Origin of the sequence: Flavobacterium cupriresistens (assembly GCF_020911925.1) — a bacterium.
Taxonomy (GTDB): domain Bacteria; phylum Bacteroidota; class Bacteroidia; order Flavobacteriales; family Flavobacteriaceae; genus Flavobacterium; species Flavobacterium cupriresistens.
The window spans coordinates 1344585-1368675 of the sequence record NZ_CP087134.1; the positions used below are offsets into that span (position 1 = coordinate 1344585).

Consider the following 24091-nt stretch of genomic DNA (forward strand, 5'->3'; position numbering starts at 1 on the left):
GAGACTGGGACTGAGACTGAAAACTGCGACTCTTTATTTCGTCCTAAAATTCCTCTTTTTTAAAATTTATTATTTACATTCGGCCAACCAAAAAACAACCAAATTTTAAACCGAATGAAAAAGGTTATCCTGTTACTTCTTCTTGTGTTTTCACAAATCATGTTGGGAAATTCCAAAATTACCGAAACCGAAAAACTTACCGCCACTTGCAAAGTCTGGGGATTTCTGAAATACTATCATCCAAAGGTAGCCAACGGAGATTTCAACTGGGATCAGCAGTTGTTGGAAATTTTGCCAAAAATTGATAAAGCACAGACAAAAGAAGAGTTTTCATTGGTGTTGGAAAATTGGATTGATGCTTTAGGCGAGGTAAAAGCAATTGCGCCAATTGTAGTATCAAAAGATACAGACTACTTTGATAAAAACTTTGATTTATCGTGGATTAACAAAAATAAAAACTTCTCGAAAAGGCTTTCGAAGAAATTAAAATTTATAGAAGAAAACAGATTTCAAGGAACGCTCTTTTATATAGAAGGTGAGGAGCATGTTGGAAATGTTGCTTTGAAAAATGAAAGTTATAAAAATCCGGACTTTAAGGATCAAAATTCAAAACTTCGACTGCTGTTTATGTACTGGAATTTAATTGAATATTTTTTTCCCGATAAATACCAAATGGATCAGAAGTGGGATACAACTTTAGAAAAAACAATCCCCCTTGTTATTAAATCTGAAAATGCTGATGCTTTTTATGGCGCAATGAAGAAATTAGTGTCTAAACTTGATGATAGTCATGTAGAGTTTTTCATATATCCTACTACGGCATCAACTACTAAGATAAAGAGATATTTTCCTGCTGATGGGAAGATAATTGAGGAGAAAATGGTGGTTACAGAAATTTTGGGCGACAGTCTGGCACAGGCATACGATATAAAAATCGGTGATGTAATTACTAAAATAAATGATAAAACAATAAAAGAACTTATTTTAGAAAATAAAGACATGATTTGCGCATCAAATGAAGCTTCGTATCTGGATAAACTGGTCAAGATAATTTTGTTAAGTAATTCAGATACAGTCAAAGTAGAGTTTTTAAAAGACGGTCAGTACAGTACAAAAACAATGACCTGGTTTAATTATCATGATTCTCACCGAAACGAGTTCAAAAAAGGAGCCCAAAAAAAGAAAGAAAAGTTTAAGCTTTTAGAGAATAACATCGGTTATGTCAATATGGGAGTGCTAAAAGACAGAAATATTCCGGACATGATAGAGGCTTTAAAAGGAACTAAGGCGATCGTTTTTGACATGAGAAACTATCCGAATGGTACTTATCAGGAAATAGGAAGGTTTATAAACTCTCAGGAAAAAGAATTTGCAATCTACACCCGTCCCGATTTAAGTTATCCGGGAAAGTTTGTATGGAGTGGAGGAACCTCAATTGGTTTTGAAAATAAGGATCATTATAAAGGAAAGGTAATTGTACTGCTCAACGAGAAATCGGTAAGCCAATCGGAATGGACAGCAATGTGTTTTCAAACCGCCGGAAATACGACCATCATCGGAAGCCAAACCGCGGGCGCAGATGGCAACGTCTCTGAATTTGATTTCGAAGGATTTCATACACTATTTTCCGGAATTGGAGTGTTTTATCCGGACAGACGCGAAACACAAAGAATCGGTATTGTTCCGGATATAGAAGTTAAACCAACCATAAAAGGAATCCAGGAAGGAAAAGATGAGGTATTAGACCGTGCGTTACTATTTGCAGAATCAGGTAAATAACAGTGCCTTTTTTCGATATTAATAACCCTTCCGAAAGCTTAACCAATAATTTTTGAGTAGCAGATAATGTAAAAGTTACACACAGAATAAAGTTCACGATACAAAGATCCGTTAGCACAAAGAAAAAAAGAATCAGTTTTAATCCGCGTCTTCACGTCAGTGAACCCGTTTAATCCGCGTCCCATTTTTAACGTAATACTTGTGAGTACAATCAAATTGGGAAAGTGCACAATATTGTCGTAATTTTGGCTTTTTTAAATTGATACATTTGAATTCAACAGTAATTATTACCGATACGCACACCCATTTATATTCAGAAGAGTTCGATCAGGATCGTGACGAAATGATACAACGCGCCATAAACGCCGGAGTAACACGTTTTTTTATTCCTGCAATTGATGCTGCAGCAACACAATCGATGTACGACTTGGAGCAAAATTATCCCGAAAATGTATTTTTGATGATGGGGTTACATCCCACTTACGTGAAAGACAATTATCTGGACGAATTGAAACACGTAGAAACCGAATTGACAAAGAGACAGTTCTACGCCGTTGGTGAAATTGGAATCGATTTGTATTGGGATAAAACACATCTTAAAGAGCAGCAATTCGCCTTTAGAAAGCAAATTCAGTTAGCAAAACAATATAAATTACCAATCGTAATTCATTGCCGTGAAGCGTTTGATGAGATCTTTGAAATTCTCGAAGAAGAGAAATCAGCCGATTTATTTGGAATTTTTCACTGTTTTACCGGAACACAGGAACAGGCTTTACAGGCAATATCCTACAATATGAAGCTCGGAATCGGGGGTGTAGTAACTTTTAAAAACGGAAAAATTGATCAGTTTTTAAATCAAATCGATTTAAGACATATTGTTCTCGAAACCGATTCGCCCTATTTGGCGCCAATTCCGTACCGTGGAAAGAGAAATGAAAGTAGTTATGTTATTAATGTAGTAGCAAAATTAGCAGATATTTATAACGTTTCTGAAGCAGAAATAGCGGCAATTACAACACAAAATTCAAAGGACGTTTTTGGTATTTAACCCACAACTTACAATACTTTGATTTTTTTTTTGTTCTTTTGCGCATTAAAATAGATATTTATAATGCAGAGATTTGATGCCATTCGACCTTTTTATGATTCAGAAATAAATGAAGCACTTCATGGTGTTGCTAATCATCCGATGATGAAAGCCATGATGAATTTTACTTTTCCGGAGTTAGAAGACGAAGTTTGGAAAGATCAATTGAGAAAAACACATTCGATTCGTGATTTTCAATGTAATTTTATTTATCATACGATTCAGAAAGTACTGGAAAGAAGTTCAGAAGGACTTACAACTTCAGGCTTTGAGAAATTAGAAAAAAACACTTCCTATTTATTTGTCTCCAATCACCGTGATATTTTGTTAGATACCACTTTGCTGAATGTTTGTTTATTCGAACACGGTTTGGTGATGACGGCATCTGCTATTGGAGATAATTTAGTTAAAAAAGCATTTTTAAGCACATTGGCAAAACTGAATAGAAACTTTTTAGTTCTGAGAGGTTTAACACCAAGAGAAATGCTACAGAGTTCTAAGTTATTGTCTGAGTATATGGGACAATTACTGCTTCGCGAAAATCGTTCAGTTTGGATTGCGCAAAGAGAAGGACGTACCAAAGACGGAAATGACGAGACCAATCCGGGAGTACTTAAAATGATTGGGATGGGTTCTGATGAGGCTAATCTAATGGATTATTTCAAAAAGATAAAAATAGTTCCGGTTTCCATTTCATACGAGTACGATCCGACAGATGTTTTGAAAATGCCACAATTAATGGCAGAAGCAAACAACGAAGTTTATATTAAAGAGAAAAACGAAGATTTCATGACCATTTTAAGTGGTATCATGGGAACTAAGAAAAGAATACATATTTCTGTTGGAGACGTTTTAGATACAGAAATTGATCAGATTGCAGCGGAGAATGATAATGCCAACAAACAAATTCAGGCTTTGGCACAAGTAATTGATGATTCTGTTTTGAAAAACTATCAATTATGGCCGACCAATTTTATCGCTTACGATATTTTGAACGAGACAGATAAATTCTCACACAAGTACAAAGAGAGCGAGAAATCCCTTTTTGAACGTCGTTTAGAAATGAGAATTGGTAGCGATAATCCGGTTACAAGACAAGGATTTTTGGCTATGTACGCCAATCCGGTGGTTAGTAAATTAAAATATCAGGATGTCATCTAAAGCTAAAATACTTTTAATTTATACCGGAGGAACTATCGGTATGAGCAAAGATTTTGAGACAGGAGCGCTCAAAGCTTTCAACTTTAGTAAATTATTACAAAAAATTCCGGAGTTAAAACAATTGGATTGTGAAATCGAAACGGTTTCATTTGAAAACCCGATTGACTCTTCCAATATGAATCCCGAAATGTGGACCAAAATTGCCACAATTATCGAGGAGAACTATATCCCTTTTGATGGGTTTGTAGTGTTACATGGTTCAGATACAATGTCGTATTCTGCTTCAGCATTGAGTTTTATGCTTGAGAATTTAGCTAAACCTGTAGTGTTTACCGGATCACAATTGCCAATTGGAGATTTGCGCACCGATGCTAAAGAAAATCTGATTACTGCTATTCAGATTGCTTCACTTCAGGAAAACGGCAAACCCGTGATTCACGAGGTTTGTTTGTATTTTGAATATAAATTATACCGTGGCAATCGAACTTCAAAAGTAAATGCAGAACATTTTAAAGCCTTTACCGCACCTAATTATCCTGAATTAGTAGAGTCAGGTGTACATTTGAAATTAAACGAACATTTATTTCTGCCTATAAAAACGGCCGCAGACTTAATTGTCCATAAGAATCTGGACAATCATGTAGCAATTGTAAAAATGTTTCCCGGAATGAGCGAAGCCGTTTTAGGTTCGATTCTGGCAACTCCCGGTTTAAAGGGAATTGTTTTGGAAACATACGGTTCCGGAAATGCTCCAACCGAAGATTGGTTTTTGAGTTTGATAAAAAAAGCAATTCAATCCGGCTTGCATATTGTAAATGTTACACAATGTTCGGGAGGAAGTGTGAACATGGGGCAATACGAAACCAGTACAGCTCTAAAAGAATTAGGCGTAATTTCAGGAAAAGACATTACAACCGAAGCCGCAATTACAAAACTAATGTATCTGTTAGGTCATAAAATCAAAGCAGAAAACTTCAAAACAATATTCGAAACCGCTTTGCGCGGAGAAACTTCGCTGTAAATAATTAAATTCCAATATTTAAAATTCCAAATTCCAAAATTGAGAAAATTGATTTCTTAATTTTGGAATTTTGTTTTTAGCAGATAAACGTAAATTTTCCCAGGTTGATTTAGAGGTATCATTGAAGACATACTTTTCCATATAATTATGCAATATGTTTTTGCATGTAGGGGAAGCAACTCTCAATATACTTTTAACGATGCTAAAAAATACCAGCCATCAAGAAACCAAATCTAAAATGAACTTATATCACTTATATGGTTCAAAGCTCACAAGTTTAGAATTTTAATTATTAGAGTTTTACTTTTGCTTCCAGGCATAAATTTTTCCAGTTTGATTTGGATGGTTTATGGAATACAAGCTTTTCCATATAATTATAAAATATATTTTTGGGCTTAAAGAGAACAACTCTTAGTATACTTTTAAGTTGCTGCTAGTATGTTAAAAAAAAATACCAGCTCCCAAGAAACCAAGTCTAAAATGAACTTATATTACTTATATGGTTCAAAGCTCACAAGTTTGGAATTTGGATTTTAATTATTGGATTTTAAATTATCAGTATTTCTGTATTGAACAGGGCAAGTCTCCAATTCCTCTGCAGTTTTGTGATTTTTGTAATACACATAAACAAGCACAGAGATAAGACAGATTACCCCCTGAATAGCCACTGTCGCTCGTACACCTAGCGAATGAGAAATGTACCCAATAATCAAACTTCCCACAGGAATCATTCCCTGATAAGCCATCATATAATAACTAATACTTCTCGAACGCATGTTTACAGCACTTTGTGTCTGAATATAAATGTTTATCGATGAGGTTTGTCCCATCATTCCAATACCACTCAAGGTCATACAAATAAGAGCAACAGTCAGACTGCCCGAAATCGCTAGAATAATGACACTGAAACCGAGCAGTAAACTCGATGCAATCATTATTTTATTCATGTTTTTGGATGTTTTTAAGTTGGCAAGGTAGATGGCAGCTAAAACAGAACCGATACCGGCGGCACTTTCAAACCAGCTAAAGGTTTGGGCATTTCCATTAAAAATATCTTTAGCAAAAACAGGCATAAGCGTATTAAAAGAAATTACAAACAAACTACTGCACATAAGCATAAGTAACATTCGGGCCATTTCGGTTTCTTTTTTCACATAATCCAGGCCTTCCATGAAATCATCCAACATTTTGAGTTTGTTCTCCGCTTTGATATGGGGTGTGATTTTCATCAACATCAAAGAAATTAGAACCGGAATATAACTTAGAAAGTTTCCCATAAAACAAATGTCTTCGCCATATTGATGCAAAATAATTCCGGCAAGAGCGGGGCCTGCAATTCTCGCGAAGTTGTTTAGAGTTGAATTTAGCGCTACTGCATTTGGTAAATCCTCTTTGTCGTTTACAATATCAATCATCATAGTTTGTCGACAAGTCATATCAAAAGCATTGATAATACCTTGTATAAGACTCAGCGCTAGTATAAAGTTAATGTTGTATATTTTCAGATAAATAAGGAGTGCCAATGCGCCTGCCTGTAGCATTGCCAAAGATTGTAATACCATCATACAACGATGTCTGTCGTAACGGCCAATAATACTTCCGACCAGAGGTGCTAAAAATAAAGATGGGATCATACTTAAAAAAGTCGCCAGTCCAAGTAAAAATACAGATCCTGTTATGCTATAAACCATCCAGCTTACGGCAGTTTTTTGCATCCAGGTACCAATAACCGAAACCGACTGACCGTAAAAGAATAATTTGAAGTTTTTTGATTTTAACGCCTTAAACATGATGCCTTTTGTTTTTTTACAAAGTTCGGAATTATGATTTCATTAGAAAAATTAATAATTTTACTGATAATAAGTAGTAAAACTTATCAATATGGAAATCTATCAACTACACTATTTTATAAAAACAGCTGAGGTATTACATTTTACAAAAGCAGCGGAGCTTTGTTATGTAACACAATCCGGATTATCACAGCAAATAAAAAAACTCGAAGAAGAACTCGGAATGCCTTTGTTTGTCAGAATTGGGAAAAAAGTACAACTCACCGAAGCCGGATCTGTTTTTCTGATTCATGCCAAACAGGTTATAGAAAATGTGCAAAATGGTAAGCAGGCAATCGATGATTTAAACGATATGATTGGTGGGGAGTTACGACTTGGTGTGACCTATATCTTTGGGCTTTTGATTTTACCGGTGATCAATTCGTTTGCAAAAAGATATCAGAATTTGAAAATTGTGGTAGAATACGGAACAACCGAAGCTTTAGAGCAGAAACTAATGAAGAATGAATTAGATTTGGTTTTGGTTATTTCGTCTCATGAAATTGGACTTCCAATTCAGAAAGTGCCTTTGTTTACTTCTCAGATGGTGATGGTGGTTTCAAAATCACATCCTTTGGCGATTTTAGAAAAGATTGCTTTCAAGAAAATAGAAGAGATTCCACTTATTTTGCCGGGAAAAGGTTCAAATTCGAGAGAATTTGTAGAAGGGTTGTTTCTCAAACACAATATGAAACCCAAAATTGCGATCGAATTAAATTCTATTCATGCTTTGTTGCAAATGGTAGAAAACAGCGATTGGGCGACTATAGTTGCTGAAAAAGCGCTGAAAGGCTGGGATAATCTGAAATCTATTGTGATTACCGGAGTTCCGACTAAAAGAGATTCCTTTATGTTGACGATGGGAGGATACCAGAAAAAGGCCGTAAAATTGTTTATGGAGGAGTTTAGAAAAAGTATTTAAAAGGAATGTTGGATTTTACTTTTGTAAGTCACTTTTTTTTATGTTATTTGCAAACCGAAAATAGAGAGGTGTCCGAGTGGTTGAAGGAGCTAGCCTGGAAAGCTAGTATATGGGTAACTGTATCGTGGGTTCGAATCCCATCCTCTCTGCAAAATTAAAACCGCAATTTCATGTTATGATGAGATTGCGGTTTTTTCGTTTATTCCACTTTTTCTGAAGGTAGAGAATAAATGATACTGCTTTGTTAGTTAGTGTGTTTATGGATCAACACTAAAACCTGTGGAGTGGTAAAAATTATGCATAAATATTAGTGAGTCTAAAAAGGAAGTATTCTATATTTCTAACACCTCTGAATTTTGATCTAAATGCTTTTATTTTCGCATTGAAAGATTCTGCCGAAGCGTTGGTGCTTCTGTTGTCAAAATAGTTCAATATGGTTTGATAATGACTCATGATTGTGCGAGAGATTGTGCCAAAAGACTTAAACCCGGATTGATTTACTTTTTCGTGCCATTTGGCTAGTTTAGCAAAGCCTATGATTTTATCTTTTGTGTTCTCGAAGATATTTCGAAGCTCCTGAGTTAGATTATATCCTTTTTGAATATGAGGATATAATTCAAATAGTAATACAGCACGTTCTGCTTGATTTTGAGTCCATTTCGATTTGGTTTTGTACAAGAAATAGCGGCTTCTAGCTAGTAATTGCTTAAGGGTATCTCCATTTGAAAGTATTATAGCTTCGAAATTTACTTTTAACTTTTTGGCTTTCTCAATAGCATCATTTTCCTGATCGATGGCTTCCCAACGATGCTTAATCCTGATTTCCTGTAAAGCCTCTGACGCTAATTTTTGAACGTGGAATCGGTCTGTAACGCGAGTAGCATTAGGAAAACATCTTTTAGCAATTAATCCCATATTACCAGCCATATCCCGAGTGATTTCCTTGACTACATTTCGCTGTTTAAGAGCGATTTTTTCAATAACACCAATAACTGTTTCTGCTTTAGTTCCTGCAATCATTGCTATTATAGTGCCTTTTCTACCTTTACCGGATTTGTTGGTTAAAATAGTATAGAGTTCACCATTGGAGAGAGAGGTTTCATCTATGGATAAACGCTTTCCAATATTTTGTGGAAAGAGAAGCCACTTTTTAGCGTGTGATATTTGATCCCAAACTTTGAAATCACTTAAGAAATCTTTGTATTGATATTGTAAATTTCTACCCGAAACCCCATAAAAAGAAGCAATGGTATTGCAATCATTTGGACTGGAATCTATTGATCTCTTTTAAAAAAGACGCAAACTCCTGTGTTACACGAGTTCCGTCTGCTACTAAATTCCAATCTCTGAAAACGATCTTTCCACTATCTTCATTTAGCCATCTTCTGCGGGTTATATGAAGATATACCTGATGTCCACGGATAGGGAAATCCTGAACTGTTATCTCTTCGAAGAATCCTTTTGAACTTAATTTTGACTCTCTGTATTCTTTTGGGGTCGAATTAATCTCTTTTAAATACAAGTGAAGTATTTCATCTCCCTTTTTATAAGAAGTAAGTTCAAAATAGTCTACTATTATCTCAGGTAATAACAACTTAAGGATGTCGATAAAAGAATCTTGCATTTATATATAATTTCAAAATACAAATATCTAATTTTTAATATTTCCCCACAACAATATGTCTTGATCCGTAATTATGCTATCTTTTTTGGTGTTGTTGATTCCTTCTTATTATTGTAGTCAAGATTTCTTCGGTGAAATCCATTCGTTTCGACCGATTTTCTTTATATAGTACACCCCAACCCGACAGGTTTTTAAAACCTGTCGGGTTTGTTTATTAGAAACGATATATAATAAGGTAAGGAATGACAGTTGTTCTATATAATGTATATGGAGAAAGTTGATAAGATCAGCTTCCAGCTTAGAAGATAAACATTCAAGCTTGGTGTTCCTATATTTAACCATCAGATTAAATTAAAAAGCACCCAGCGTACAAAAGAAGTTATAGATTCCCTAAATCAGATACTATAATATAATAGGAGCAATCATATCCTTAATAATACACCCCCAACCCGACAGGTTTTCAAAACCTGTCGGGTTTATTATTCTAAGCCCACAAGCTCCAACATCAAAAAAAGAAGAAACTTGGCGCCTTTGCGTCTTTGCGAGACTATCCAGAGTAAAGAGAGAGCCCGAGAAGCAAGAATAACTCCGAGGATCTAAACCCTCAAAAGAACAAAACCCCAGTAAAATCAGCCCTTCCAAAAGAGCAGCAACAAGACAAAATCACAACTTGAAAGAAAATTCCTAAAAACCATAAAAGCCTAAGTTTTGTAAAAACACCATTACCAGTAAGTTAAGAAAAAGATTCAAAAAAAGGCAAAAAAAGCAAAGTAAAAAGCTTGTGAATGCGAATAAAGGGACTACTTTTGCACCCGCAACGACGCAGACGTTCCCTGATAGACTGACAAGAAAAGAGGATTAATTTTTTAGAAAAGTTTGAGAAAACAAAATAAAAAAAAGATTCAAAAAAGCTTGTGAGATTTGAAAACGCTGCTTACCTTTGCACCCCGCAAAACACGCAAGTTCATTGAGAGATTGGTTGAGAAAAGAAGAAAATTGGAAACGAAAAGTTTCTAAAAAAAAACTTCAAAAAAGTCTTGCCAGTTAAAAATAAAGATGTAGTTTTGCAGCCGCTTTGAGAAACAAGCGAAACACAGAAACACACGTTCGTAGACATATTGAATTGACAGCCGTTTTAACAGAGATGTTAAAACAAAAGAATAAGAGTAATGGAATCGATAGATTCGAAAAGAAACACTAGAGAACGCATCGCAATATAATATAAAAAATATACGATGAAGAGTTTGATCCTGGCTCAGGATGAACGCTAGCGGCAGGCTTAACACATGCAAGTCGAGGGGTAGAGTTCTTCGGAGCTTGAGACCGGCGCACGGGTGCGTAACGCGTATGCAATCTACCTTTTACAGAGGGATAGCCCAGAGAAATTTGGATTAATACCTCATAGTATAATTGAATGGCATCATTTAATTATTAAAGTCACAACGGTAAAAGATGAGCATGCGTCCCATTAGCTAGTTGGTAAGGTAACGGCTTACCAAGGCTACGATGGGTAGGGGTCCTGAGAGGGAGATCCCCCACACTGGTACTGAGACACGGACCAGACTCCTACGGGAGGCAGCAGTGAGGAATATTGGACAATGGGCGCAAGCCTGATCCAGCCATGCCGCGTGCAGGATGACGGTCCTATGGATTGTAAACTGCTTTTGTACAGGAAGAAACACTGGTTCGTGAACCAGCTTGACGGTACTGTAAGAATAAGGATCGGCTAACTCCGTGCCAGCAGCCGCGGTAATACGGAGGATCCAAGCGTTATCCGGAATCATTGGGTTTAAAGGGTCCGTAGGCGGTTTGGTAAGTCAGTGGTGAAAGCCCATCGCTCAACGGTGGAACGGCCATTGATACTGCTAGACTTGAATTATTAGGAAGTAACTAGAATATGTAGTGTAGCGGTGAAATGCTTAGAGATTACATGGAATACCAATTGCGAAGGCAGGTTACTACTAATATATTGACGCTGATGGACGAAAGCGTGGGTAGCGAACAGGATTAGATACCCTGGTAGTCCACGCCGTAAACGATGGATACTAGCTGTTGGGCGCAAGTTCAGTGGCTAAGCGAAAGTGATAAGTATCCCACCTGGGGAGTACGTTCGCAAGAATGAAACTCAAAGGAATTGACGGGGGCCCGCACAAGCGGTGGAGCATGTGGTTTAATTCGATGATACGCGAGGAACCTTACCAAGGCTTAAATGTAGATTGACCGGTTTGGAAACAGACTTTTCGCAAGACAATTTACAAGGTGCTGCATGGTTGTCGTCAGCTCGTGCCGTGAGGTGTCAGGTTAAGTCCTATAACGAGCGCAACCCCTGTTGTTAGTTGCCAGCGAGTCATGTCGGGAACTCTAACAAGACTGCCAGTGCAAACTGTGAGGAAGGTGGGGATGACGTCAAATCATCACGGCCCTTACGCCTTGGGCTACACACGTGCTACAATGGCCGGTACAGAGAGCAGCCACTGGGCGACCAGGAGCGAATCTACAAAACCGGTCACAGTTCGGATCGGAGTCTGCAACTCGACTCCGTGAAGCTGGAATCGCTAGTAATCGGATATCAGCCATGATCCGGTGAATACGTTCCCGGGCCTTGTACACACCGCCCGTCAAGCCATGGAAGCTGGGGGTGCCTGAAGTCGGTGACCGCAAGGAGCTGCCTAGGGTAAAACTGGTAACTAGGGCTAAGTCGTAACAAGGTAGCCGTACCGGAAGGTGCGGCTGGAACACCTCCTTTCTAGAGCCTAAGTGTTAGCAAGCAATTGCACGGTTAGGAAAAAAGATGCAGATCTAAATGTTTCTGAATCATGAAATTTTATTACTCTTGCTGTTAGTTCAAATAATAAATTTAAGTAAAACAGAGTCTCGTAGCTCAGCTGGTTAGAGTACTACACTGATAATGTAGGGGTCGGCAGTTCGAGTCTGCCCGGGACTACTTTTTAAAGAGAATTAATTAAAAATCAAAAATTTATAATTAAAAGTAACTTAAAAAGACTGAAAAGCTTAAAAAAAGGAAATTCTAGAAGTTGGAATTCACCAAAGAAATTAGAGAAGAATTAAGAAATCTAAAATCTGAATTCTACAATCTAAGATTGCAAAATGGGGGATTAGCTCAGCTGGCTAGAGCGCCTGCCTTGCACGCAGGAGGTCAACGGTTCGACTCCGTTATTCTCCACTGATTTACTATAAAAGTAGTAAATAAAAGTTCATTGACATATTGAGATAAGAAATAATAAAAAGTAGAAAGCGTTTTTTGTTATTGGTAGTAATACGGATAATAAAAGACAAAAAAAAACGGTCATAATTGATTTTATGATTGGTACAATAAGCAAAATAAGGGCGTATGGGGGATGCCTTGGCTCTCAGAGGCGATGAAAGGCGTGATAAGCTGCGAAAAGCTACGGGGACGGGCACACACCGATTGATCCGTAGATACCTGAATGGGGCAACCCACTATGTTGAAGACATAGTACACCGATAGGTGGGCAAACCCGCTGAACTGAAACATCTAAGTAGGCGGAGGAGAAGAAAACAAAAGTGATTCCGTAAGTAGTGGCGAGCGAACGCGGATTAGCCCAAACCAATGTTGTTACGGCAAGATTGGGGTTGTAGGACCACGACATTTTATGCACAAGGAACTAGAAGTGACTGGAAAGTTATGCCATAGAGAGTGATAGCCTCGTATAGGTAACAAGTGTAATAGATAGTGGTATCCTGAGTAGGGCGGGGCACGTGAAACCCTGTCTGAATTTGGCGGGACCATCCGCTAAGGCTAAATACTCCTGAGAGACCGATAGTGAACCAGTACCGTGAGGGAAAGGTGAAAAGAACCGTGAATAACGGAGTGAAATAGATCCTGAAACCATACGCTTACAAGCGGTCGGAGCCCTTTCGTGGGGTGACGGCGTGCCTTTTGCATAATGAGCCTACGAGTTAACGTTGCTGGCAAGGATAAGTGGTTAAGCCACGGATCCGTAGCGAAAGCGAGTCTGAATAGGGCGCTTTAGTCAGTAGTGTTAGACGCGAAACCGTGTGATCTACCCATGGGCAGGATGAAGCGCTGGTAACACAGTGTGGAGGTCCGAACCGGTTGACGTTGAAAAGTCTTCGGATGACCTGTGGGTAGGGGTGAAAGGCCAATCAAACTCGGAAATAGCTCGTACTCCCCGAAATGCATTTAGGTGCAGCGTTATTTTAGTTATATAGAGGTAGAGCTACTGATTGGATGCGGGGGCTTCACCGCCTACCAATTCCTGACAAACTCCGAATGCTATATAATGATTGATAACAGTGAGGGCTTGGGTGCTAAGGTCCAAGTCCGAGAGGGAAAGAACCCAGACCATCAGCTAAGGTCCCCAAATATATGCTAAGTTGAAAGAACGAGGTTTGTCTGCCCAGACAGCTAGGATGTTGGCTTGGAAGCAGCCATTCATTTAAAGAGTGCGTAACAGCTCACTAGTCGAGCGGACGAGCATGGATAATAATCGGGCATAAGCATATTACCGAAGCTATGGATTTACAGTTTACTGTAAGTGGTAGGGGAGCATTCTAACAGGGTTGAAGGTGTATCGTAAGGTATGCTGGACTGGTTAGAAAAGAAAATGTAGGCATAAGTAACGATAATGCGGGCGAGAAACCCGCACACCGAAAAACTAAGGTTTCCACAGCTATGCTAATCAGCTGTGGGTTAGTCTGGTCCTAAGGCGAACCCGAAAGGGACAGTCGATGGCTAACGGGTTAATATTCCCGTACTACTAATTACTGTGATGGGGTGACGGAGTGATGAAAGCGCCGCGAACTGACGGAATAGTTCGTTGAAGTACCTACCTATAAGCTGCGCAGGCAAATCCACGCGGCTTGGGGAAATACGATAGTACTCGGAGTCTTCGGACAAAGAGATAGTGCGCCTAAGGGCTTCCAAGAAAAACCTCTAAACTTCAGGTAATTAGTACCAGTACCGTAAACCGACACAGGTAGTTGAGGAGAGAATCCTAAGGTGCTCGAGAGATTCATGGCTAAGGAATTAGGCAAAATAGACCTGTAACTTCGGGAGAAAGGTCGCCAGCGCAAGCTGGCCGCAGTGAAGAGGTCCAGGCGACTGTTTATCAAAAACACAGGGCTCTGCAAAATCGTAAGATGAAGTATAGGGCCTGACACCTGCCCGGTGCTGGAAGGTTAAGAGGAGATGTTATCTTCGGAGAAGCATTGAATTGAAGCCCCAGTAAACGGCGGCCGTAACTATAACGGTCCTAAGGTAGCGAAATTCCTTGTCGGGTAAGTTCCGACCTGCACGAATGGTGTAACGATCTGGACACTGTCTCAGCCATGAGCTCGGTGAAATTGTAGTAACGGTGAAGATGCCGTTTACCCGCAGTGGGACGAAAAGACCCTGTGCACCTTTACTATAGCTTAGTATTGACCTTGGATAAATGATGTGTAGGATAGGTTGGAGACTGTGAAGTGGCGTCGCTAGGCGTTGTGGAGTCATTGTTGAAATACAACCCTTTGTTTATCTGAGGCCTAACCCCGCGTTGTGGGGGACATTGCTTGGTGGGTAGTTTGACTGGGGTGGTCGCCTCCAAAAGAGTAACGGAGGCTTCTAAAGGTTCCCTCAGTACGCTTGGTAACCGTGCGTAGAGTGCAATGGCATAAGGGAGCTTGACTGAGAGACATACAGGTCGATCAGGTACGAAAGTAGAGCATAGTGATCCGGTGGTTCCGCATGGAAGGGCCATCGCTCAAAGGATAAAAGGTACGCCGGGGATAACAGGCTGATCTCCCCCAAGAGCTCATATCGACGGGGGGGTTTGGCACCTCGATGTCGGCTCGTCACATCCTGGGGCTGGAGAAGGTCCCAAGGGTTGGGCTGTTCGCCCATTAAAGTGGCACGCGAGCTGGGTTCAGAACGTCGTGAGACAGTTCGGTCTCTATCTACTGTGGGCGTTAGAAATTTGAGTGGATCTGATTCTAGTACGAGAGGACCGAATTGGACAAACCTCTAGTGTATCTGTTGTCCCGCCAGGGGCACCGCAGAGTAGCTACGTTTGGAAGGGATAAGCGCTGAAAGCATATAAGCGCGAAACCCACCACAAGATGAGATTTCTTTTAAGGATCGTGGAAGATGACCACGTTGATAGGCTATAGATGTAAAGGCAGTAATGTCATAGTCGAGTAGTACTAATAATCCGTAAGCTTATGTACACCCTTTTCCCCACACTTTGGTGTGGGGAAGAAACTTTCTAAAATAAAATACTTTCTTTATCTCAGTATGTTAAGATATTGTTGCAATTATTTAATTATTAATATTAAATTTTTAATTAATTGTACGTTACCTCAAGTAACAACGACCTTAAGGTGGTTATTGCGGCGGGGCTCACCTCTTCCCATCCCGAACAGAGTAGTTAAGCCCGCCTGCGCAGATGGTACTGCAGTTATGTGGGAGAGTATGTCGTCGCCTTTCTTTTAAAAACCCTATCCAAATCGGATAGGGTTTTTTGTTTTATATAATTTTTTGGTTGTTAGCTTTTTTAAACCATATAAGTGATGTAAGTTCATTTTAAACTTATCTTTGCATCCCTTGCGGAATGTTGGCAGCTTAAAAAATTCTACAGATAATAATTTTAGAAGTTTTGAACCTAGCTTTTATTTAGTAAACCAAGGGGGTTTTTAAAATGAGATATTTGCTTCAAAAAAAATCTGTTTTCCTAAATAGAACTGCAAAAACAATAGAATACCACGAACTTTTGATCCAAAATAAAGTAGAGGGAAGCTTCTTGTCAGAAAAATAAGTTAAATTTAAATTTGGGTGAAGATTTGTTTTTAGTTTTGGGTACTCAAATCGGCCTATTTTAAATTAGGTTCCTAAAATTTAGATAACAAACACGTATGAGAATACTGGTAATCGCTTTTTTATTGCTTTCATCATATGGTTTTTCTCAGCAGAGAATAGTAGTAAAAGGGTTTGTCGTTGTAGATGGTATTCCGTATGGTAATGTCAATGTTATAAATGAGTCTTCGTCGGATAAGTTTGATGTGAATTCAGGAGTTACAGACAAATTTGGGGCTTTTTTAATCAAAGTTAGAGAAGGGGATATCCTTTTATTCTCTTCAATTGATTTAGAGGTTTTGAGGCTTTCAGTTAAAGCTGAGGATATTTTAATGTCGGAAGTGAAGGTTCAAATGAACAAAAGAGCATATCAACTAAAAGAGGTCACAATAGATAAAAACAATGAAATCAATGCTGTTTCGTTAGGGATCATACCCAAAGCGATAAAAAGAAAAACTCAGGTTGAACGACAACTGTATACTGCCGGTGATTTTAAACCCATACACTTATTGGGGCTTTTGGCGGGGTCAATGGAAGTGGATCCTATACTTAATGCAATTAATGGTAGAACTAAGAAATTGAAAAATTTGATTTTGATTGAAAGTAAGGAAACAAACATTAAGTTTTTTAACGATAATCATCGAGAGTATATTTTAAGAACTTTAAAAATTCCGGAAGAGGAATTGTCTAAGTTTTGTTATTTCCTTGTGGACCAGAAAGAGGTTCAGGAAATTGTAAACAGTAAGGATGATTTGAGAATAAAATTTTTTTTATGCGATCAGCTTGTTAATTATAAGAGTGCCTATTCAAAAGAAATTAAATGATTGCAGTTTCAGGGCTTTTTGTTTAATGAATTTCTATTCTTATTTGTTCTAATGCCGCAAGAGATATAGTGGTTAATGGGATAGAAGCAACTTTTTGAAATAAGCAGATAGTTTCAGTAATCAGGATTGTGCCCGAAAACAGCTGGTGATGAATAATTTTTAGTCTTTTTTAAGTTAAAATTATTAGATAAAATAGTATATATTTGCCCACTTTTGTTACCTAAATAACTTTAATGGATTTACCTCCTTATTCGCCAGGATTGCATAAACTGGTTACTTTACATGTTGATGAAACTCATAAACTTACTGATAGTAATGGTTTTGTTGCTGCTACCCATTTGATTTTAGAAAAATATTCCTTGGAAAAAGTAGGCGTTGTTGTTCACAATTTCGAAAACGACAGTTTTACGATTTCATTTTGTTTAAAAGAATCTCATATTTGTATACATACCTGGCCGGAGTACAATCAGTTAACCCTTGATGTTTATTTGTGTAATTACCTGCAGGATAATTCACAAAAGGTAAAAGATGTTATGGCAGATTATGTTGCCTATTTTGAAGGAACAATTATAAAAGATTTTGAAATTAATCGTTAATATATGAAAGTTCCTTGTTACGATTGTAATACCGTTACCGAATTAGAGGTTGGTTTTGAAGTGGTTAATTTTGTCTGCCCGGCATGCTGTAGTTTGTATGTAAAACAGGATGACGGACAATTTAAACGAAAATCTAAGTATAAGCCTAACAAAGATGGTTTTGCTTTTGCTGTCGGAAATAAAGGATTTCTGAAAGGAAAAGAATATACTGTTACAGGTATGATGGTCAAAGTAGTAGGTCGAGTACATTTATGGCGAGAGTATATTCTAACCAATGCAACAAATGAATTTGTTTACCTCTCTGAAGTAAACGGTCATTGGATATTTTTAAAGGAAATTGAGGATAAATATGATGTAAAGAAGCATCCACGTTCGTTGGAATATAAAGAAGATAATTTTAATCTGTACGAATATTGTGATGCCGCAATTGAAACAGCTCAGGGTTTTTTCGATTTTTCATTGCCTAATACCTGGATTCATATGGTGGAGTATATCAGACCTCCATTTATGGTTTCTATTGAAAAAATGGATAACGTTGAAACCACTTATTTAGGGGAGTATATTAGTAAAGATGAGATTAGGAAAGCATTTCCTAGCAGTTTATTAAGATATCAGACCGGTGTAAATGTGGTGCAGCCTTTTTACTTTAACTTGAGTAATACAGCTATTATATTTTGTCTTTTTGCTTTATTGATTATTTCCTCAAACTGGTATATTTATAAAGATCAGATAGAACAAAACGTATTTTCTAAAGAGATCACTTTTGATCGTTATAATAACAAAGAACTTCTAAGCGACTCGTTTGAGTTAAAAGGAGGTTCTGCTCCATTGACTATTTGGGTTTCCACCGAGGTTGATAATTCCTGGGCGAATGTTGATATTGCTCTGGTCGATGAAAAAACAAATGAAGAAACTCATGCCAATAAAGATATCGAATATTATTCCGGTTATGAAGACGGTTCAAGTTGGACAGAAGGTAAGCAATCCGAAGAATTTAATATCTGCGGGGTAAAAGGAGGGAAATACCACCTTTTGATTAAACCTCAGAAAGCACCCGAGGATGTTCGTAATAATGTGATGAAGTTTAAAGTAGTCTGGAACGAGCCTTCAAATCGAAATGTCTGGCTGGTTATTATCTTTATGATTGTTATTCTTGTTATTATCGGGTTTGCCAGATTTAATTTTGAAAAAAGAAGATGGGCAGACAGTAGTTATTCCCCTTATAGCGAATAAACAATATGAAAAATACATTTGATTTTATAAAAAATAATTTAGTAGCAATAGCTATAGGATTGCTTTGCTTTGGGGTCTATTTGCATTTTGCGTATTCGGGAAACCGAATCTGTGATTGCGAATCAACAGAAAGTTACAGTTCGTCAGGAAATAGAAGTTCAATAAACCGTTTTTATCATAAATAAGTCTTTAAACTATGGATTTAATACACTACCAACCCATCATCAATTCGATTCTTTTTTCGTTTTTAGGAATCATTATTTTGTTAGCCGCCTATTTTATAATCGAGAAAATTACTCCGGAAAATACATGGAAAGAAGTCGTTGAAAAAAACAATGTTGCTGTTGCAATTGTGCTTGCATCATTTATCATTGGGATTTCAATGATTATTAGTGCCGCAATACATGGGTAAAAAGTTTATCAAGTTTGAATTTTTGCTTCTTTTTGCCGTTTTTATAATTGCAACCTGTGGACTTGTTTACGAACTTGTTGCAGGAACACTAGCAAGTTATTTATTAGGCGATTCTGTAAAGCAATTTTCATTTATCATTGGTGTATATCTGTTTTCGATGGGTATAGGCTCTTTTTTTTCTAAGTTTTTCAATAAAAACCTACTGAATACTTTCGTCGAAATCGAAATATTAGTGGGGTTAATTGGAGGATTGAGTTCGGTTGTCTTGTTTTTACTGTTTGAAAGTGTAGCTTCCTTTCAATTCATTTTATACCTGCTTGTTTTTGTAACCGGTTTTTTAGTCGGACTGGAAATTCCGTTACTGATGAACATACTAAAAGATAAAGTCGAGTTTAAAGATTTGGTCTCGAATGTTTTTACTTTTGATTACATAGGAGCTTTATTAGCATCTATTCTTTTTCCTTTAATTTTAGTTCCGAAGTTAGGAATTATGGGGACTTCCTTGTTTTTTGGAATGATTAATGTCAGTATTGCAATCGCACTGTGTTTTGTTTTAGAATCGGAATTAAAAAAGAGCTATTTTTTAAAAGCAAAAGCTATTTTTTCGTTCTTGGTATTATTGACTGTTTTTATATTTTCAGAGAATATCCTGTCGTATTCAGAAGGGAAATTGTACGGAGAAAATATCATTTATACCAATTCAACTCCTTATCAACGGATTGTCCTGACGCACAATAAGAGTGATTACAGGTTGTATCTTAATAATAACTTACAGTTTAGTTCTGCTGATGAATATCGTTACCACGAAGCACTCGTACATCCCGTAATGTCAATTGCCAAAAAGGCAGATCATGTTTTGGTATTAGGTGGGGGAGACGGTCTGGCAGTGCGTGAAATTCTGAAATACAAAAACGTAAAAACAATTACTTTGGTTGATTTAGATGAGGGAATGACTAAATTGTTTAAAACCAATAAAGTATTGACAGATCTGAATCAGAATTCGTTAAACAATCCGAAAGTTACTGTAATCAATACGGATGCTTATATTTGGGCAAAAAGTTCAAAAGTAAAATATGATGTTGCAATTATCGATTTTCCTGATCCGTCTAATTACAGTCTGGGGAAGTTATATTCATTAAACTTTTATCAGACCATTCAAAGTATTCTCCAACCGGATGCTGCGATAGTGGTACAAACAACTTCGCCTTATTTTGCACCAAAATCATTTTGGTGTATCAATAAAACAGTAATGGCTGTTTTCCCTCAGACAGATGCTTATCATGCGTATGTTCCGTCGTTTGGAGAATGGGGGTTTACCATTGCAATAAATGGTTTTAACACCACTTTTAATACGGTAAACAGAAAAGCATCGGGACTGAAGTTTTATAATTATCAGTTTGACCGATTTAATTACTTTACTAAAGATATGATTTCAAATGAAATTGAGATCAATCGTTTAGATAACCAAATTTTAGTGCGCTATTTTGATGAAGAATGGGGAAAATTATAGTAGTTCCAGACGAAGTTTTGTAAAAGGAATTACGGCTTCTCTGCTTCTTGTTCCGTTTTTGCAGTTTTGTACGGATAAAATTGCCGTTTTCATGATTCGTTTGTCAGGAACCAAACATCTTTTGGGACATCGATTGTGGATCAAAGATTTTCCTGAATCATCTTCTCAGATTCAAACACCTTATCTTATTGTTGGAGGCGGGATTTCTGGTTTAAGCGCGGCACGTCAATTGACAAAAAGAGGCATTTCTGATTTTATTCTTGTGGAATTGGAAGGGCACTTAGGCGGAAATTCTTCAAATGGCGAGAATCAACATTCTAAATTTCCACTTGGGGCACATTATCTGCCCTTGCCTAACTTTAAGGACAAAGAACTATTGAATTTTCTGGAAGAAGAAAAAATAATCCAAGGTTACGATTCAAATGGACTTCCTGTTTTTGATGAGTTGCAACTTACTTTTACACCAGATGAGAGATTGTTTTATAAAAATAATTGGCAGGAAGGTGTAGTTCCAAAAGAAGGAAATTCTCCGGCAGAAGACGCAGAATTGAAAGTTTTTTTTGAACAGATGGATACTTTTAGAACAAAAAAAGGAGCAGACGGGAAGTACTTGTTTGATATTCCGCTTCACCTTTCTTCTGCAGATGAAAATACCAGAGCTTTAGATAAAATAACGATGAAAGAGTGGTTTGAAAAAAACAATTTCAAATCAGAACCTTTATTTAAGTATATCGATTATTGTTGTAAAGACGATTTTGGATTGGGAATAGAATACGTTTCGGCCTGGGCAGGAATTCATTATTTTGCCGGTAGAAAGCAAGACGTGACATCAGATAAAAGAGATAGTGTATTAACCTGGCCCGAGGGCAATGCCAGATTAGCAAGTCATTTAAAGAAGTATTCTAAAGATAAAGCACTTAAAAATCATTTGGTTTACGAACTTAAAATCGAGAATAATAAAGTTATCGTTAAAACATTTGATGACCATAAAAAAGCTACTGTTACCATTGTTGCTGATAAAGTGATAATGGCAACGCCTCAATTTGTGAATCAATATATTCTAAAAGACAGAAAGGAGTTTACAAAACATTTTCATTATACACCCTGGCTTCTCGCAACACTTGTAGTTTCTGATTTGGAGGATAATTTCAGCTTTCCGCTATCTTGGGATAATGTGATTTACGGATCAAAAGGATTGGGATATGTATACGATCAACATCAGTCTTTAAATCAGGTTCAGACTAAAAAAGTGATTACCTATTATTATAGTTTCTCAAGTGCGGATCTTAAAAAGACGAGAAAAGAAATTTATAAAAAGAAAACGGAACATTGGAAACAAATGGTGTTTGATGACCTGAAAATTGCACATCCGGATATTGAAAATGTTACAGAAGAAATGGAGGTTTTTGTATTGGGACACGGTATGATAAGTCCGGTTCCGGGTTTTATATTTGGAGAGGCCAAAAAACAAGCTAAAAAAAATATAGAGAATCGGGTGTTTTTTGCCCATACCGATTTGTCTGGAATTTCTATTTTTGAAGAAGCTTTTCACTGCGGAATTAATACCGTAAATCAGATTTTAGATGAGACAACCCTGGATTCATAAAGCTAAAACAGATTTTCTTTTTATAATTGGCCCGTCCTTTTTTGTGTTGGCCATCATTTTTCTGTTTCAGGATTTTATCAGTAAGATCGAAGAACAGTATTCATTTTATACCTGGCTTTTTTTAATTGTCTTTATTGATGTTGCGCATGTTTATGCTACTTTATTTAAAACCTATTTTGTAAAAGACGAGTTCGAAAAAAGAAAAAAACTGCTGACGATTTTACCCGTAATTTGTTTTTCTATTGGATTTATTCTCTTTGCTTTTGGAGGAATTGTGTTTTGGTCTTTTCTGGCTTATGTGGCTGTTTATCATTTTATCAGACAGCAATATGGTTTTATGAGATTGTATGCGCGAAATGAAAACAAAGCAAAATTGTCGGTTTGGATAGACAATCTCACGATTTATTCCTCAACCGGATATCCGATGTTGTATTGGTTTTTGTCGTCTCCGCGAAAGTTCAACTGGTTCGTCGAAAACGAATTTTTTCGTTTCCATAACCAAACGATTCTAACAATTGCATTTTGGATTTACATTGCAATTCTATCAATTTATCTAATTTATATACTTCACAGTAGTAGTATAAAAACGAGATTTTTTAATATCCCTAAAAACAGTATTATTTTAGGCACAGCACTTTCCTGGTACTTCGGAATTGTTTATTTTAATGATGATTTGATTTTTACATTGCTGAATGTTATTTCTCATGGAATCCCTTATATGGCGCTGGTTTATTTTAGAGAAATCGATGGTAAAACAGATTCGGAGTTAGGGAAACTACGTCATTTGAAAAAGTACAAAGGCATTTTTATTTATGCAATAATCTTATTATGTATTGCTTTTGCAGAAGAATTTCTTTGGGAAGTTTTTGTTTGGAATGAAAATATTTCTTTTGAAGTAATAAATTTTTCAGGGTGGGAATTTTTGGCAGTGCCATTGCTGAGCGTTCCACAATTTACACATTATATTCTCGATGGATTTATATGGAAATCTAAGAAAGGGTAAGAGCGTTGTAAATTTATCTTTATAAAGTTTCTTTGATTTTGAAAATCATAAAATAAAGCTCCGCAGAGGATTTATAAACAGAACAAACCCCTGCGAAGTTATCGTAAGGGGCTTTCTATTCTTTTAAAGCATTTCTTAAAGTTTAATTTCAAACAAACTAAAAGAGCCTTCCTTGTAATGTTCCGGTAGTTCTGATGTCCATTCGATAGTACTGATGCCTTTGTAGTCAAAACCACAACTTGTGTAATACTTATTTATTCTTTCATTTCCGCTGTGCGTGTCAAGTCTGATATAGGTTTTATCATTTTGAACGGCATATATTTTTACCCATTCTATGATTTTTTTAACATAAGAACGACCTCGGAATTTTGGATTCGTAGCAATACGATGAATGTATACCGCAGGATCTGCAGCGGCTTCTTTCCATATGATTAAGTCATTAAAAGTAAGAACAAAAGTGCAAGCTATTTCATCATCTTCTTTTATTATAAAATGCCGGTCTTCTTTAATTTCAGTTTCTATTAGTGATTTTTCAAAGCCTCTCCAGCTTTTTATGTTGACCGTTTTTTGGTAAGAGGTTGCCTCATTATAGATATCGAAAACGGCATCGATATCTTTGTTTGTAGTTTTAAGAAATTCCATTATTGTG

Annotated in this window: 16 protein-coding genes, 3 tRNA genes and 3 rRNA genes; 18 read left to right on the forward strand and 4 right to left on the reverse strand. The window is 37.0% G+C overall.

What is annotated here, in order from left to right; genetic code table 11:
* The first annotated feature begins 114 nt into the window (after positions 1 to 114).
* From LNP23_RS06110 to LNP23_RS06125, 4 genes are all read left to right on the forward strand, one after another.
* Positions 115 to 1779: a S41 family peptidase gene (locus LNP23_RS06110; protein WP_230004281.1), complete on the forward strand. Its 1665-nt coding sequence runs from the start codon at positions 115 to 117 to the stop codon at positions 1777 to 1779.
* 268 nt (positions 1780 to 2047) lie between these two features.
* The gene (locus LNP23_RS06115) at positions 2048 to 2827 is read left to right on the forward strand and encodes a TatD family hydrolase (protein ID WP_230004282.1); all 780 of its coding nucleotides are present in this window, start codon (positions 2048 to 2050) and stop codon (positions 2825 to 2827) included.
* A 63-nt stretch (positions 2828 to 2890) separates the two neighbouring features.
* Positions 2891 to 4027 carry a 1-acyl-sn-glycerol-3-phosphate acyltransferase gene (locus tag LNP23_RS06120; protein WP_047779091.1) on the forward strand — a complete coding sequence of 379 codons (1137 nt, stop codon included), beginning with the start codon at positions 2891 to 2893 and terminating at the stop codon, positions 4025 to 4027.
* Positions 4017 to 5048, forward strand: coding sequence for an asparaginase (locus LNP23_RS06125; protein ID WP_230004283.1), 1032 nt, complete (start codon positions 4017 to 4019; stop codon positions 5046 to 5048). The genes LNP23_RS06120 and LNP23_RS06125 overlap by 11 nt, the downstream gene beginning before the upstream one ends.
* Before the next feature lie 533 nt (positions 5049 to 5581).
* Here the strand turns inward: LNP23_RS06125 and LNP23_RS06130 are convergent.
* Positions 5582 to 6838 (reverse strand): MFS transporter, encoded by a 1257-nt coding sequence (locus LNP23_RS06130; RefSeq protein WP_047779089.1) that lies wholly within the window; start codon positions 6836 to 6838, stop codon positions 5582 to 5584.
* A 91-nt stretch (positions 6839 to 6929) separates the two neighbouring features.
* Here LNP23_RS06130 and LNP23_RS06135 point away from each other — a divergent pair, with 91 nt between their 5' ends.
* Entirely contained in the window at positions 6930 to 7799 is an 870-nt protein-coding gene (locus LNP23_RS06135; RefSeq protein WP_230004284.1) for a LysR substrate-binding domain-containing protein, read from the forward strand.
* A gap of 62 nt (positions 7800 to 7861) precedes the next feature.
* A tRNA-Ser gene (locus tag LNP23_RS06140) sits at positions 7862 to 7948 on the forward strand.
* A gap of 145 nt (positions 7949 to 8093) precedes the next feature.
* On the opposite strand, the gene LNP23_RS06145 is transcribed toward LNP23_RS06140, so the two are convergent.
* Together LNP23_RS06145 and LNP23_RS06150 are read right to left on the reverse strand one after the other, a co-directional pair.
* Entirely contained in the window at positions 8094 to 9077 is a 984-nt protein-coding gene (locus LNP23_RS06145; protein WP_428979176.1) for an ISAon1 family transposase, read from the reverse strand.
* Positions 9058 to 9423: an ISAon1 family transposase N-terminal region protein gene (locus LNP23_RS06150; protein WP_230003532.1), complete on the reverse strand. Its 366-nt coding sequence runs from the start codon at positions 9421 to 9423 to the stop codon at positions 9058 to 9060. The genes LNP23_RS06145 and LNP23_RS06150 overlap by 20 nt, the downstream gene beginning before the upstream one ends.
* Before the next feature lie 1232 nt (positions 9424 to 10655).
* Between LNP23_RS06150 and LNP23_RS06155 the strand changes: the two genes are divergently transcribed.
* From LNP23_RS06155 to LNP23_RS06210, 12 genes are all read left to right on the forward strand, one after another.
* A 16S ribosomal RNA gene (locus LNP23_RS06155) occupies positions 10656 to 12169 on the forward strand.
* A 124-nt stretch (positions 12170 to 12293) separates the two neighbouring features.
* Positions 12294 to 12367: transfer RNA gene (locus tag LNP23_RS06160), tRNA-Ile, on the forward strand.
* A 166-nt stretch (positions 12368 to 12533) separates the two neighbouring features.
* A tRNA-Ala gene (locus LNP23_RS06165) sits at positions 12534 to 12607 on the forward strand.
* A gap of 147 nt (positions 12608 to 12754) precedes the next feature.
* Positions 12755 to 15633 (forward strand): 23S ribosomal RNA (locus LNP23_RS06170).
* A 149-nt stretch (positions 15634 to 15782) separates the two neighbouring features.
* Positions 15783 to 15892 (forward strand): 5S ribosomal RNA (rrf, locus tag LNP23_RS06175).
* The 16S, 23S and 5S rRNA genes sit together here with 2 tRNA genes alongside, the layout of an rRNA operon.
* Before the next feature lie 425 nt (positions 15893 to 16317).
* On the forward strand, positions 16318 to 17082 hold the full coding sequence (locus LNP23_RS06180) for a hypothetical protein (protein ID WP_230004285.1): 765 nt from the start codon (positions 16318 to 16320) through the stop codon (positions 17080 to 17082).
* A 233-nt stretch (positions 17083 to 17315) separates the two neighbouring features.
* Positions 17316 to 17678 carry an S-adenosylmethionine decarboxylase family protein gene (locus LNP23_RS06185; RefSeq protein ID WP_230004286.1) on the forward strand — a complete coding sequence of 121 codons (363 nt, stop codon included), beginning with the start codon at positions 17316 to 17318 and terminating at the stop codon, positions 17676 to 17678.
* A gap of 3 nt (positions 17679 to 17681) precedes the next feature.
* Positions 17682 to 18911: a DUF4178 domain-containing protein gene (locus tag LNP23_RS06190; RefSeq protein WP_230004287.1), complete on the forward strand. Its 1230-nt coding sequence runs from the start codon at positions 17682 to 17684 to the stop codon at positions 18909 to 18911.
* A 196-nt stretch (positions 18912 to 19107) separates the two neighbouring features.
* Positions 19108 to 19323 (forward strand): DUF350 domain-containing protein, encoded by a 216-nt coding sequence (locus tag LNP23_RS06195; protein WP_230004288.1) that lies wholly within the window; start codon positions 19108 to 19110, stop codon positions 19321 to 19323.
* Positions 19316 to 20833, forward strand: coding sequence for a polyamine aminopropyltransferase (locus tag LNP23_RS06200; RefSeq protein ID WP_230004289.1), 1518 nt, complete (start codon positions 19316 to 19318; stop codon positions 20831 to 20833). Before LNP23_RS06195 ends, LNP23_RS06200 begins: the two co-directional genes overlap by 8 nt.
* Entirely contained in the window at positions 20811 to 22439 is a 1629-nt protein-coding gene (locus LNP23_RS06205; RefSeq protein WP_230005141.1) for an FAD-dependent oxidoreductase, read from the forward strand. Before LNP23_RS06200 ends, LNP23_RS06205 begins: the two co-directional genes overlap by 23 nt.
* Entirely contained in the window at positions 22417 to 23442 is a 1026-nt protein-coding gene (locus LNP23_RS06210; protein WP_230004290.1) for a hypothetical protein, read from the forward strand. Before LNP23_RS06205 ends, LNP23_RS06210 begins: the two co-directional genes overlap by 23 nt.
* 135 nt (positions 23443 to 23577) lie before the next feature.
* Here LNP23_RS06210 and LNP23_RS06215 read toward each other — a convergent pair whose 3' ends face one another.
* Entirely contained in the window at positions 23578 to 24084 is a 507-nt protein-coding gene (locus LNP23_RS06215) for a GNAT family N-acetyltransferase (protein WP_230004291.1), read from the reverse strand.
* Positions 24085 to 24091 lie beyond the last annotated feature (7 nt).

Coding starts and splice junctions, on each gene's coding strand:
- LNP23_RS06110 (WP_230004281.1), top strand. CDS start 115: ATGAAAAAGGTTATCCTGTTACTTCTTCTTGTGTTTTCACAAATCATG.
- LNP23_RS06120 (WP_047779091.1), top strand. CDS start 2,891: ATGCAGAGATTTGATGCCATTCGACCTTTTTATGATTCAGAAATAAAT.
- LNP23_RS06125 (WP_230004283.1), top strand. CDS start 4,017: ATGTCATCTAAAGCTAAAATACTTTTAATTTATACCGGAGGAACTATC.
- LNP23_RS06130 (WP_047779089.1), bottom strand. CDS start 6,838: ATGTTTAAGGCGTTAAAATCAAAAAACTTCAAATTATTCTTTTACGGT.
- LNP23_RS06135 (WP_230004284.1), top strand. CDS start 6,930: ATGGAAATCTATCAACTACACTATTTTATAAAAACAGCTGAGGTATTA.
- LNP23_RS06150 (WP_230003532.1), bottom strand. CDS start 9,423: ATGCAAGATTCTTTTATCGACATCCTTAAGTTGTTATTACCTGAGATA.
- LNP23_RS06180 (WP_230004285.1), top strand. CDS start 16,318: ATGAGAATACTGGTAATCGCTTTTTTATTGCTTTCATCATATGGTTTT.
- LNP23_RS06185 (WP_230004286.1), top strand. CDS start 17,316: ATGGATTTACCTCCTTATTCGCCAGGATTGCATAAACTGGTTACTTTA.
- LNP23_RS06190 (WP_230004287.1), top strand. CDS start 17,682: ATGAAAGTTCCTTGTTACGATTGTAATACCGTTACCGAATTAGAGGTT.
- LNP23_RS06195 (WP_230004288.1), top strand. CDS start 19,108: ATGGATTTAATACACTACCAACCCATCATCAATTCGATTCTTTTTTCG.
- LNP23_RS06200 (WP_230004289.1), top strand. CDS start 19,316: ATGGGTAAAAAGTTTATCAAGTTTGAATTTTTGCTTCTTTTTGCCGTT.
- LNP23_RS06205 (WP_230005141.1), top strand. CDS start 20,811: ATGAAGAATGGGGAAAATTATAGTAGTTCCAGACGAAGTTTTGTAAAA.
- LNP23_RS06210 (WP_230004290.1), top strand. CDS start 22,417: ATGAGACAACCCTGGATTCATAAAGCTAAAACAGATTTTCTTTTTATA.
- LNP23_RS06215 (WP_230004291.1), bottom strand. CDS start 24,084: ATGGAATTTCTTAAAACTACAAACAAAGATATCGATGCCGTTTTCGAT.